The organism is Pseudomonas sp. R32 (assembly GCF_009866705.1).
In the GTDB taxonomy this organism is placed as follows: domain Bacteria; phylum Pseudomonadota; class Gammaproteobacteria; order Pseudomonadales; family Pseudomonadaceae; genus Aquipseudomonas; species Aquipseudomonas donghuensis.
Genome location: NZ_CP019396.1, coordinates 1,989,514 through 2,002,188, shown reverse-complemented (window position 1 = coordinate 2,002,188; position 12,675 = coordinate 1,989,514). Strand labels below are relative to the sequence as shown.

At 63.6% G+C, this 12,675-nt stretch carries 10 protein-coding genes; 8 read left to right on the top strand and 2 right to left on the bottom strand.

All coding sequences use genetic code 11. The features are described 5' to 3' along the window. Positions 1 to 97: 97 nt before the first annotated feature. The 5 genes from PspR32_RS09170 (at position 98) to PspR32_RS09150 (ending at position 7,489) form a co-directional block, all read left to right on the top strand. Complete coding sequence (locus PspR32_RS09170; protein WP_010226539.1) at positions 98 to 340, top strand: DUF3203 family protein; 243 nt, start codon at positions 98 to 100, stop codon at positions 338 to 340. 121 nt (positions 341 to 461) lie between these two features. Next, entirely contained in the window at positions 462 to 1,874 is a 1,413-nt protein-coding gene (ccoG, locus tag PspR32_RS09165; RefSeq protein ID WP_010226540.1) for a cytochrome c oxidase accessory protein CcoG, read from the top strand. Between the two features lie 41 nt (positions 1,875 to 1,915). Next, the gene (mapR, locus tag PspR32_RS09160; RefSeq protein WP_010226541.1) at positions 1,916 to 3,325 is read left to right on the top strand and encodes a GntR family transcriptional regulator MpaR; all 1,410 of its coding nucleotides are present in this window, start codon (positions 1,916 to 1,918) and stop codon (positions 3,323 to 3,325) included. Between the two features lie 65 nt (positions 3,326 to 3,390). After that, entirely contained in the window at positions 3,391 to 5,313 is a 1,923-nt protein-coding gene (locus PspR32_RS26265) for a PoNe immunity protein domain-containing protein (protein WP_232531826.1), read from the top strand. 82 nt (positions 5,314 to 5,395) lie between these two features. After that, on the top strand, positions 5,396 to 7,489 hold the full coding sequence (locus PspR32_RS09150) for a hybrid sensor histidine kinase/response regulator (RefSeq protein WP_100782869.1): 2,094 nt from the start codon (positions 5,396 to 5,398) through the stop codon (positions 7,487 to 7,489). Here PspR32_RS09150 and PspR32_RS09145 read toward each other — a convergent pair whose 3' ends face one another. Next, positions 7,490 to 8,236: an SDR family oxidoreductase gene (locus PspR32_RS09145; RefSeq protein WP_036994508.1), complete on the bottom strand. Its 747-nt coding sequence runs from the start codon at positions 8,234 to 8,236 to the stop codon at positions 7,490 to 7,492. A 61-nt stretch (positions 8,237 to 8,297) separates the two neighbouring features. After that, complete coding sequence (locus tag PspR32_RS09140; protein WP_010226549.1) at positions 8,298 to 9,455, bottom strand: sterol desaturase family protein; 1,158 nt, start codon at positions 9,453 to 9,455, stop codon at positions 8,298 to 8,300. A gap of 175 nt (positions 9,456 to 9,630) precedes the next feature. Between PspR32_RS09140 and PspR32_RS09135 the strand changes: the two genes are divergently transcribed. The 3 genes from PspR32_RS09135 to PspR32_RS09125 are packed head-to-tail and all read left to right on the top strand — an operon-like array spanning position 9,631 to position 12,672. Beyond that, on the top strand, positions 9,631 to 11,340 hold the full coding sequence (locus PspR32_RS09135) for a copper resistance system multicopper oxidase (protein ID WP_159388338.1): 1,710 nt from the start codon (positions 9,631 to 9,633) through the stop codon (positions 11,338 to 11,340). After that, a complete protein-coding gene (locus tag PspR32_RS09130) occupies positions 11,333 to 12,229 on the top strand; it encodes a copper resistance protein B (protein ID WP_010226553.1) in 897 nt (298 codons plus the stop codon). Before PspR32_RS09135 ends, PspR32_RS09130 begins: the two co-directional genes overlap by 8 nt. A gap of 14 nt (positions 12,230 to 12,243) precedes the next feature. After that, a complete protein-coding gene (locus tag PspR32_RS09125) occupies positions 12,244 to 12,672 on the top strand; it encodes a DUF411 domain-containing protein (RefSeq protein ID WP_010226555.1) in 429 nt (142 codons plus the stop codon). Positions 12,673 to 12,675 lie beyond the last annotated feature (3 nt).

The window sequence follows — 12,675 nt, the reverse complement described above, 5'->3', positions numbered from 1 at the left end:
ACCTGCAAGTGCGCCACTGACCGCTGATCGGTTGCCGCCAGCATCCCGTGCGCTCGCGCGGTCCCAAACATAGGACCCCAGCAACGAGGAAGCGGCCATGCCTATTGAAATTGACCAGACCAACCAGCGCTGCACCCTGATCGGCGATCACAACGCACGCATCGAGGGCGAAGCCACGCAGGTGCGGATCGTCACCGACGAAGCCCTGCGCATGTCGGTTGCCGAGCTCAACGGCGAACGCGTACCGATCACTGAACAAGAAGCCGACGCCCTGACTGTAGCGGGTGCGGTGGATGGTCGCAGGCACCTCAAGAGCACCGAGGAGGGCTCGATAATCTGAGGCCTGCAGGCTTTTTACGGAAAATCTGATACGGTTTTTATCGAAATAGCTGAGCCTGTTATGCAAACAGATGGGGCGCCATAGTGCTCTGGCCTGATCGAGGCCTGATGAGCGACGAACCATGAGCGATAGAATCCCCGTCCAGATCGTTGAAATTGCTGAGCCTTCCACTTTCAAGAAGAAGCCTGCCAGCAGCGACAGACAGATCCACACCCGTAGTTTCACCGGCTTGTTTCGTAACCTGCGCCTGGCGGGTGCGGGTTTTCTGTTTTTGCTGTTCTTCGGCACCGTCTGGTTGAACTGGGACGGTCGTCAGGCCGTGCTTTGGGACTTGGCCGACAGCAAGTTCCACATTTTCGGCGCCACTTTCTGGCCACAGGATTTCATCCTGCTCTCGGCCTTGCTGATCATCTGCGCCTTCGGCCTGTTTGCCATCACCGTGTTCGCCGGCCGAGTCTGGTGTGGCTATACCTGCCCACAGAGTTCCTGGACCTGGATCTTCATGTGGTGCGAAAAGGTCACCGAAGGTGAACGCAACCAGCGCATCAAGCTGGATGCCGCGCCGTGGAGCCTGAACAAACTGGCCCGGCGCTCGGCCAAGCACACCTTGTGGCTGGGCATCAGCCTGCTCACCGGGCTGACCTTCGTCGGCTATTTCACCCCGATCCGCCCGCTGGCCGAGGAACTGTTCACTCTGCAACTGGGCGGTGTCAGCCTGTTCTGGATTCTGTTCTTCACCGGCGCCACCTACATCAACGCCGGCTGGCTGCGTGAAGCGGTGTGCATGCACATGTGCCCGTATGCGCGTTTCCAGAGCGTGATGTTCGACAAGGACACCCTGACCGTCGCCTACGACCCGGCCCGTGGCGAGTCCCGCGGCCCGCGCAAAAAGGAAGTCGACCACAAGGCCAAAGGCCTGGGCGATTGCATCGATTGCCATATGTGCGTGCAGGTCTGCCCGACCGGTATCGACATCCGTGACGGCCTGCAGATGGAGTGCATCGGTTGCGCTGCCTGTATCGATGCCTGTGATTCGATCATGGACAAGATGGGCTACGCCCGCGGCCTGGTCGGCTACAAGTCCGAACACACCCTGCAAGGCGGGACCACCAACTGGCTGCGGCCGCGCCTGCTCGGTTACGTCACCGCCCTGGTGGTAATGATTGGCGCCCTGGTCATCGCCCTGCAGCAGCGGCCGATGGTGTCGATGGACGTGATCAAGGACCGTGGCCTGTTCCGCGAGAACAATGCCGGGCAAATCGAGAACATCTACACCCTCAAGGTCATCAACAAGACCCAGCAAGCCCAGCACTATCGCCTGCGCCTGCTCGATGCCGAAGGCTTCGAACTGCACGGCAAGACCGAGTTCAGCCTGGCAGCCGGGGAAATGAGCGACTTGCCGGTGTCGGTGGCGATGTTGGCCGACCGTCCGCAAAGCAGCTCCCAGGACATCAGCTTCGAACTGGTCGACACCGACGAACCGGGCATCCGCAGCGTCGCCCACAGCCGTTTTGTCGCGCCTTTGAACCGCTGATCCCATACACTGCCCGAGCATCCGAAACCTTTCGAGCCATGATGAAACGCTACGAGAAATTCGCCGACGACATTGCCGAACTGATTCGCTCCGGGGTCCTGGGCCCCGGCCAGCGCGTGCCGTCGGTGCGATACGCCAGCCAGACCCACGGCGTCAGCCCGTCCACGGTGTTCCAGGCCTATTACCTGCTGGAGCGCCGCGGGCTGATCCGCGCGCGGCCGCGCTCGGGCTACTTCGTCAACGCCCACGCGCCGCGTCAGTTCAGCGAGCCGCAGATCATCGAGCAAGCCAGCGAGTCCACCGAGGTGGATGTCAGCGAGCTGGTGTTCTCGATTCTCGACTCGATCAAGGACCCGCAAACCGTGGCCTTCGGCTCGGCGTTCCCCAGCCCCAACCTGTTCCCGCTGCCGCGCCTGGCCCGCTCCATGGCCAGCGCCAGCCGCGAGATGGACCCGCGCATGGTGGTCACCGACCTGTCGCCGGGCAACCCGCAGCTGCGCCGGCAGATTGCCCTGCGCTACATGGTCGGCGGCCTGATGCTGCCCATGGAAGAACTGCTGATCACCAACGGCGCACTGGAGGCCCTGAACCTGTGCCTGCAGGCGGTGACCGAGCCGGGCGACCTGGTGGCCATCGAGGCACCGGCTTTTTATGCCTGCCTGCAAATCCTCGAGCGGCTCAAGCTCAAGGCGGTGGAAATCCCCGTGCACCCGCGCGAAGGCATCGACCTCGGGGTGCTGGCCCAGACCCTGGCCAAGCACCCGGTCAAGGCCGTGTGGTGCATGACCAACTTCCAGAACCCGGTAGGCGCAAGCATGCCGGAGGAGAAGAAACAGCAGCTTGTGGAGCTCTTGCGCGAGCATCAGGTGCCGTTGATCGAAGACGACGTCTACGCCGAGCTGTACTACGCCCAGCAGGCACCGAAACCAGCCAAGGCCTTCGACACCGACGGCCTGGTGATGCACTGCGGCTCGTTCGCCAAGAGCCTGGCCCCCGGCTACCGGATCGGCTGGGTGGCCGCCGGGCGTTATGCGCAGAAGATCGAACGACTGAAGCTGATGACCTCGCTGTGCGCCTCGATGCCGGCCCAGGCAGCGATTGCCGACTACCTGCAGCACGGCGGCTACGACCGCCACCTGCGCAGGCTGCGCTACGCCCTGGAGGAACAACAGGCGGCGATGCTCGCGGCCATTGCCCGGTATTTCCCGCCACAGACCCGGGTCAGCCATCCAGCTGGCGGTTACTTCCTGTGGCTGGAGCTGCCCGAGCAAATGGACTCGCTCAAGCTGTTCCAGATGGCCCTGGCCCAGGGCATCAGCATCGCCCCGGGGCCGATTTTTTCGCCGACCCGGCGCTTTCGCAACTGCATCCGCCTCAACTATGGCAGCCCCTGGACCGAGCAATCGGAAAAGGCCATGGAGACCCTGGGAAAAATCGTCCGTTCGTTCTGAGCGGCAGTTGAACTTCGAGCGCGCTTGCTGCACCCTGCGCGCTCGAACGCCCAGGGATGGATGAGATGTACAAGCGACAGCATTTTCTTACGCCGCAGCGTTACCAACGCTTCCTGGAAAACTACCAGGAGTCCCGGGCATTCTTGCAGGACAATCGCCTGCAGGCCAACTCCGATGAACAGGAAGCAGTGTTCCGCGCCCGGCATACGAAAGGCTGGGCCTTTGACCACGTGCTGATCAGCTACACCGCTGGCGTCTCTATCGACACCCTGCCTGCCTTGCTTGCGGTGCTGATCGATGAGTACCAACAGCTGCAACACAAGATGGCTGTCTACACCGAGGCGCCAGACGTCGCCCCGCTGAATCTGGACGATGTCGAAGAGCATCACGAATGCATGCAGGTCATCAGCCTGTGCATCCTGCTCGGCCGCCACGACCTGCTCGAACGCTTCGTCGCGCTGATGGACAACGGCGGCTACGCCGAACAAGACACCCTCTATGAAGACCTGCTGAGCCGGGTACTGCCCGACCGTTACGATGTCGATGAGTGGTACCAGGATTACGCCACGCCGTTGGTGCAAACCATCTATGCCACCAGCCCCGAGCAAGCGACCAGCCGCCTGCAGGGCTACTGCGAGCAATGGTACGAACACTTCCTGCACGCCAGCTGGTACGACACCCATGGCGACGATATAAGCGGCTACGTTGGCTACTGGTCGTTCGAGGCCGCAGCCGTGGCCCTGCTTTACGGCATCGATACCCGCGCACTGCTGCACGTGATCTTCCCCCATGACTTGCTCGAACACGCCCGCAAACTGCCGGTTTACCAAGCCATACGCTGGGAGTGCCTGGGCGACGCTGAAGACCAGCAGGAGGACGAAGAAGTTATCGACGAAGACTGCGACGATGACTTCGCCTACGACATCAAGGCTGCCGGCGTGACCCTGTCCGATGCCATCGATGCCGGCAACATCCCGCACCTGGCCCAGGCCCTTAACACCTATGACACGGTCGAGGCGATCCTGGCCCTGAACCTTGCTGGCGACGCTCAGGAGCAGGACGACGCCTATTTCGACCTGGCCCTGGCCCTGCTCGGCTGGGTACCCGGCCCCGGCCACGGGCTCAAGCGGGTGCTGCGCCTGGTCAATCGCGACCCGCAAAAACACGCCGAGCAGCTTTACGATTTGCTGCGCCATGTGCTGCTCAACTGCAAACTGAAGACCAGCCCGGATGCCCTGCTTGAAGAAAGCCTGAATGCCGAGGTGCTGCGTGCAGAGCTTGCGCAGATCATCATGGCGGTATGTGCCAGTGCGACCTTCCTGGCACTCGATGAGCAACGCCAGGCGCTGGTGCTGAGCGACCTGGAGCAGGCCGGCGAACACCTGGACGATCTGATCGAACGCATCGACGAACGCCTGATGCCGTGGCTTGCGGTGCAACGTAATAGCTCTGCCGAGGCTTCGGGCAGCAGCCTGCGCATCCCGGCGCAAACCAGCAAACCGCAGTCGCGGCGCGTCGACAGCCTGCGCGAGCACGGTACGGTCAGTACCCATCCGGCGGCCACCGATGCCGGCAAACTCAGCCGGGAGCAGATCAACCCGGCGGCCACCAGCAACTGGCTGGAGCTGAGCCTGGACGACGGCAAGCTGGGCGGGGTTCCCGGCGCGGCCTACAAGGTGATCTTCGCCGACGGCAGCATTGCTGAAGGCCATTTGAACAACCTCGGTCATATCCGCCTTGAGGGCGTACCCTTCGGCCCGGCCAAGGTGTATTACGGTGAAGACCCGCGCCCCTACCAACGCCAGCCGATCAAGGCGCTGGACAGCAGTGCAGCGCTGATCGACCGAGACCTGCGCAGCCTGGGTTTCATCCCCTCGAAACTCGACCGGGACGACCTGTATGCCGAAACCACCGGGCGGATTGCACCGTACTGCGAACTGAACGCCCTCTGGTGGGAATGGGCCAGCGCTCGCTACCACGGCCATTGATCCGCCCGACCTGCAGCCGCGCAGTTGTTGAGTGCTGCGCGGGACGCTACATTTGCCGCAGTCCCCAGGTCGGAACACGCGCATGCCGTCGAGCGAACTGCAGTCCCTGCGTCAGCAACTTGAGCAGTCAAAGCAGCAAAATAACCTGCTCAAAGCCCGGCTCGCCAAACGCAATGGCGCAGCCCCTGCACCTGTCGAGCAAGCCGAGGCCGATACCCAGCAGCGCTACCGCTTTCTGTTCGAGGCCATGGACGAAGGCTTTTGCATCATCGAGTTCTTCGACGGCCCCCACGGCCCGCTCAGCGACTACGTCCACATCGAAGCCAACGCCGCCTACGCCATGCATGCCGGGATCGACAACGTGGTAGGCCAAACCCTGCGGCAGCTGGTCCCCGATGAGGCCGAAGGCTGGATTGCCCGCTACGGTCCGGTGCTGCACAGCGGCAACCCGATCCGCTTTGAGCAAGAACTGGTGGCCACCGGCCGCCACTTGGATATCTGCGCCTTTCGCATGGAGCCGGCCAGTCGCAAGCAGGTCGCAGTGCTGTTCCAGGATGTGACTGCACGCAAGCGCGCCGAATCCGCCCTCAGGCGTCTCAACCAGGAGCTGGAACAACGGGTTGCCCAGGCGGTGGCAGAACGCAAGATCCTCACCGATGTGGTCGAAGCCACCCTGGCGCAGATCCAGGTGGTGGATCTGGACATGCGCTGGCTGGCTATCAACCGCGCTGCCCGCGATGAGTTCCAGCGGCTTTTCGGCCTGACGCCGAGCGTCGGCGACAGCTTGCCTGATCAAATGGCCAAGCATCCCGAGGACTGCGCCCGCGGCCTGCTGCTCTGGACACGGGCGCTCAAAGGTGAAGCGTTCGTCGAGATTGCCGAGTTTGGCGCAGGCGACCAGCACCGCCACTACGAACTGCGTTTCAGCCCGCTGCATGACCCGCACGGGCAGTTGATCGGCGCTTACCTGTTCGCCTACGACATCAGCGAGCGGATCCGTGAGCAAAAACGCCTGCGCAAGACCGAAGAGGCCTTGCGCCAGGCGCAGAAAATGGAAGCGGTAGGCCAGCTCACCGGCGGCATCGCCCATGACTTCAACAACCTGCTGACCGGTATCAGCGGTTCCCTGGAGCTGTCGCGCAACCTGATCGGGCGCGGCCGTCACCAGCATATCGATCCCTACCTGCGCACCGCCCAGGACGTGTGCAACCGCGCAGCGTCCCTGGTCCACCGGTTGCTGGCCTTCTCCCGGCGCCAGACCCTGGAACCGCGCACCATCGATGTCAACCGCCTGGTCAGCGGCATGACCGAACTGATCCGCCGTAGCGTCGGCCCGCATATCGAGATCGAGTTGTTTACCGCCAGCGCTACCTGCCGGGCCAGCATCGATTCATCGCAACTGGAAAACGCCCTGCTCAACCTCTGTATCAATGCCCGCGACGCCATGCCGGGCGGTGGCCGGATCACCATCGAAACCCGCCATCTGCAGGCCGATGACCAGATCGCCGCGCACCTGGACCTGCCCCCCGGTGACTACCTGGCCCTGAGCGTCAGCGATAACGGCAGAGGCATGTCGCCGCAAGTGCTGGCACGCGCCTTCGACCCGTTCTTCACCACCAAGCCGGTGGGCCAGGGTACGGGCCTGGGGCTGTCGATGGTCTATGGTTTCGTGCGTCAGTCCGGTGGCCAGGTGCGGGTCTATTCGGAGCCTGGCCAGGGCACCAGCGTGCACCTGTACCTGCCGCGCCTGGACAGCGCCAGTTTACCCGCCAGCGAGCCGCTGCCGGTTGCCCGCACGCCGCGTGGACTGCGCGACATGACGGTGATGCTGGTCGATGATGAAGCAACCATTCGCATGCTGGTGGGCGAGGTACTCAGCGACCTGGGTTACACCAAAATCGAATTCGGCGACGGCCACAGCGCCTTGGCGGCACTGCAAAACGGCGCGGCCATTGACCTGTTGATCAGTGATGTCGGCATGCCCGGCGGTATGAACGGCCAACAACTGGTGGCGGCCGCCCGCCAGTTGCGGCCCGGGTTGAAAGTGCTGTTCATCACCGGCTACGCCGAACAGGCGGTGCTGGGCGGCGGTGTGTTCGAGCCGACTACCCGGGTGCTGAGCAAGCCGTTCAGCCTCGATACCCTGGCCCAGCGTATCGAGGAGATGATCGGCTGATCAGCGCCCACCCCCCAGGTCAAGGAAACTGCCAGTGGAGTAAGAGGCTTTGTCTGACAGCAGCCAAAGAATCGCCTCGGCCACTTCTTCTGCCTGCCCGCCCCGGCCCATGGGAATGCCCGGCGCCAGCTTGCTGACCCGATCCGGGTCGCCGCTGAGCGCATGGAAGTCGGTGAAGATGTAACCCGGGCGCACGGCATTGACCCGCACACCTTCACCCGCAACTTCCTTGGCCAGGCCCAGCGTGAAGGTGTCCAGCGCCCCCTTGGAGGCGGCATAGTCGACGTACTCGTTGGGCGAACCCAGCCGTGCCGCTACCGATGAAACGTTGACGATGCTGCCGCCCTGCCCGCCATGGCGGGTCGACATGCGCTGCAGCGCATGCTTGGCGCACAGCATCGGCCCGACCACGTTGGTTTTCATCAGCTTGAGCAGGCGAAACTCCGACACTTCCTCGACCCGGCTCTTCTGGCCGATGGTGCCGGCATTGTTGACCAGTGCGGTGACCGGCCCGAGCTCGGCATCCACGCGCAGAAACAGCTGGATGATCTCATCCTCGACACTGACATCGGCCTTGACCGCGATGGCTTCGGCGCCCAGCTCGCGGACCTCGGCCAGCACCCGCTGGGCAGCCTCGTCATCGGTCAGGTAGTTGATGCAGATACGGTAACCGGCGCGTGCGGCCAGGCGCGCGGTGGCGGCGCCAATACCGCGGCTGGCGCCAGTGATCACGATAACCTTGTCCATGGATACTCCTTGCATTGACCCCTCAAGGCTAACGCAGTCAGGGGCCGGGCACAAAGCCGCTTCAGGCAGCCGGTGGCGGTGGCGGCGCCTTGGGCTCGGCCTTGCGTAGTGGGTACAGGTGCTGGCTAACGATGCCGTCTGGCAGGTCCTTGCCGAACACACCATAACGCGCCGGCCATTCCTTGGGTGGCAGCTTGAAGGTGCCGAACAGCATGTCCACCAGCGGTGTGTGGATCGCGTAGTTCTTGTAAATGTAATCCTTGTGCCGGGCGTGGTGCCAGTGGTGATAACGCGGCAACACCAGCAAGTAGTTGAGCCAGCCGCCATCGATACGCACGTTGGCGTGGGCCAGTACCGCCTGCACGCCGACCAGGATCACATAGGCGTTCATTGCCTGGGGCGAGAAGCCCAGCAGGATCAAGGGCGCCAGCACCCCGGTGCGGGTCAGGAGAATCTCGCAGAAGTGGATACGCGAACCGGCCAGCCAGTCCATGTGCGTGCTCGAGTGGTGCACCGCATGAAAGCGCCACATCCACGGCACCACGTGATACAGGCGGTGCAGCCAGTACTGGCCGAGGTCGGCGACAAACACCGCGAGCAGAAACTGCACCACGATCGGCAGGCTTTGCACCTTGGCCTGCAGGGTATCGGACACTACCCAGGCGGCCAGCCAGCTGGATGAGGCGGTGACGAAAATAAGGATGAACTGCACCAGCATGTGGCTGACGAAAAAGTAACTGAGGTCGGTGCGCCAGTGCGGGCGCAGGATGTTCTGCTGCGGGTCCTTGGCGTAGAGCTTTTCCAGCGGGATGAAGATCACCGCCGACACCAGCAGCGCCAGCACGAACCAGTCCAGGCCCAGCGAGTACGGGGTCTGGCCAATGACTTCGGTCTGGATGTTGGTACCGCCCAGAAACATCGCCAGCCCCGCTGCGCTGATGCCGGTGAAGCCCAGGCGCTTGCGCTTGTTGAGGAGGATGTTCAGGGTGCCCAGGGCAAAGGCCAGGATCAGCCCGATCAGCAGTACGGTGCGGGCGAAGTGCACGCTGTAGACCTTGCGGAACTCGGCAAAGGTCAGCCACTGCGGAAACAGGAAACACAGCACCGCCAGCAGGCTGAGCAGCCCCAGGGCAGCCGAGATGTAACCGCTGATGCGCCCTTCGCCAAGCTTGAAGGGGTCGTGGCCGTGGCGTTTGAAATAGGCCTTGATTGCCTGCATGAATCGCTGTTCCTTGATGGTGATGGGCTCCGTGCGGCGCGGAGTATACCGACCTGCGGCCGCCAGTGAACCGCCACCTGCACCAGCAACTGACAAATCTGTAATCCACTGCTCAGTTTACTGACAGTCAGCGCTGGCTAAGGTCGTGTCATCCCCGCCCCTGGAATGGCACCCTATGCTTCGACACCCGACCCGCCGAACCTTCGTCAAGGGCTTTGCCGCCGGCAGCGCCCTGGCCGGCCTCGGCCTCTGGCGCCTGCCGGCGTTTGCCGCACCTGCGGTGTTCAGCAATGAACTGAGCGGCCAGCACTTCGAGCTGTTCATCGGTCAGACGCCGGTGAACATCACTGGCCGCTCGCGCACGGCCCTGACCATCAACAACAGCCTGCCCGGCCCGACCCTGCGTTGGCGGCAAGGCGACACGGTGACCCTGCGGGTGCGCAACCGCCTGGGCGAGCCGACCTCGCTGCACTGGCACGGGATCATCCTCCCGGCCAACATGGATGGCGTGCCTGGCCTGAGCTTTGCCGGCATCGAGCCCGGTGGCGAGTACCTGTACCACTTTACCCTGGAGCAGAGCGGTACCTACTGGTACCACAGCCATTCCGGCTTGCAGGAGCAGGCCGGAGTCTATGGCGCCATTGTCATCGAGCCCAAGGTGCCCGAACCCCATCGCTATCAGCGCGACTACGTGCTGTTGCTCAGCGACTGGAGCGACCAGGCCCCCGGTGAGCTGATGGCGACCCTGAAAAAGCAGTCGGATGCCTTCAATTACCACAAGCGCACCGTTGGCGACTTCATCGACGATGTCGCCAGCAACGGCTGGCAGCAAACCGTCACCGAGCGCAAGGCCTGGGCAGCCATGCGCATGAGCCCTACCGACCTTGCCGACATCAGCGCCGCCACCTACACCTACCTGCTCAACGGCCAGCCGCCAGACGGCAACTTCACCTGCCTGTTCGAGCCCGGCGACACCGTGCGCCTGCGCCTGATCAACGGTTCGGCCATGAGCTACTTCGACTTTCGCATTCCGGGCCTGAAGCTCACCGTGATTGCCGCCGACGGCCAACCGGTGCAACCGGTCGAGGTCGACGAGTTGCGCATCGCCGTGGCCGAGACCTACGACGTGCTGGTGCGGGTCGGTGACCTGCCCGCCTACACCCTCTATGCCCAGAGCATGGACCGCAGCGGCTATGCCCGTGGCACCCTGGCCCGCCGCAACGGCCTCAGCGCCGAAGTACCGGAACCGGACCCGCGGCCGATCCTGTCGATGGCCGATATGGGCCACGGCGCCATGGCGGACATGGGCGCCATGGACCACAGCCAGATGGCCGGCATGGACCACTCGATGATGGCCGGCATGCAACAGCACCCGGCCAGCGAAAGCGGCAACCCGCTGGTCGACATGCAGACCATGAGCCCCAAGCCCAACCTCGCCGACCCGGGCATCGGCCTGCGCAACAACGGCCGTCGGGTGCTGACCTACGCCGACCTGAAGAGCACTTTCGCCGACCCCGATGGCCGCGAGCCGTCACGGGAGATCGAACTGCACCTGACCGGGCACATGGAGCGCTTTGCCTGGTCGTTCAATGGCATCAAGTTCTCCGACGCCGAGCCGCTGCGTCTGACCTATGGCGAGCGCCTGCGCATCACTCTGGTCAACGACACGATGATGGCCCACCCGATCCACCTGCATGGCTTGTGGAGCGACCTGGAGGACGAACACGGGCGCTTCCAGGTGCGCAAGCACACCCTCGACATCCCCCCGGGCAGCCGGCGCAGCTACCGGGTCAGCGCCGACGCCCTGGGGCGCTGGGCCTATCACTGCCACCTGCTCTATCACATGGAGATGGGCATGTTCCGCGAGGTACGCGTCGATGAATGAGCCGATCTTGCGACCGCTGCTCGGCGGCTTCGCCCTGCTGGCCTTGCTGGCCAGTGAAGAGGCGCGCGCCGAGGCCATGGATCACGCCGCCATGGGCCACGGCGCCATGAACCATCAAGGCATGCCCGCGCAGAACATGAACCACCAGGGCATGAACCACGGCATGATGCCGCAGACGCCACGTACACCACTAAGGCCGATTACCGACGCCGACCGCCAGGCCGCCTTCCCGCCCCTGCCCGGCCATCAGGTCCATGACCGGCAGAGCAACTGGGCGGTGATCGTCGAGCAACTGGAATACCAGAACTTTGACAGCAGCAGTGCCCTGAACTGGAACGCCAACGCCTGGATCGGCGGCGATATCGACCGCCTGTGGCTGCGCACTGAAGGCGAACGCGAACAGGGCGTGACCCACAAGGCCGAGCTGCAGGCGCTCTGGGGCCATGCCATCAGCCCTTGGTGGGAACTGGTCGGCGGCCTGCGCCAGGACTTCAAACCGGCCAGTGGCCAGACCTGGGCCGCCTTCGGCATCCAGGGCACGCCACTGTACGGCCTGGAGCTGGAGGCCACCTTGTACGCTGGCGAGCGCCAGCAAACCGCGCTGCGCCTGGAGAGCAGTTACGCTATCCTGCTGAGCAATCGCTGGATCCTCGAACCGTCGCTTGAGGCCAACTTCTATGGCCGCAACGACGCGACACGGGACCAGGGCAGCGGCCTTGCCGACAGCGAGATCGGCCTGCGCCTGCGCTACGAAATCACCCGCGGCTTTGCCCCGTACCTGGGCATCAGCTTCAACCGGGCCTACGGCAACAACGCCGAACAGATCCGTGATGAGCACGGCGATATCGGCCAGACCCGCCTGGTCGCCGGGGTTCGCCTGCGTTTCTAGAAGTGGAGAAGTACATGCTGAGCAAAAAAATTGTCGCCTTCGGCCTGCTGGCCTTGAGCACCCTGGCCCAGGCCGGGCAAACCATCGACGTGTACCGCGACCCCAACTGCGGCTGCTGCAAGCAATGGATCAAGCACCTGCAGGACAACGGCTACACGGTCAACGACCATGTCGAGCCGAACATGAGCGCGGTCAAGCAGCGCCTGGGCGTCGAGCCGCGCCTGGCTTCCTGCCATACCGGGGTGATCGACGGCAAATTCGTCGAAGGCCATGTACCGGCCGAACAGATCAAGCTGTTGGCCAAGCGCCCGGACCTCAAGGGCCTGGCCGTACCGGGCATGCCCATGGGCTCGCCGGGCATGGAAATGGGTGACCACAAGGACGCCTACCAGGTCATCGGCCTGACCGCCGAGGGCAAGGACGAAGTGGTCGCCAACTACTGATCC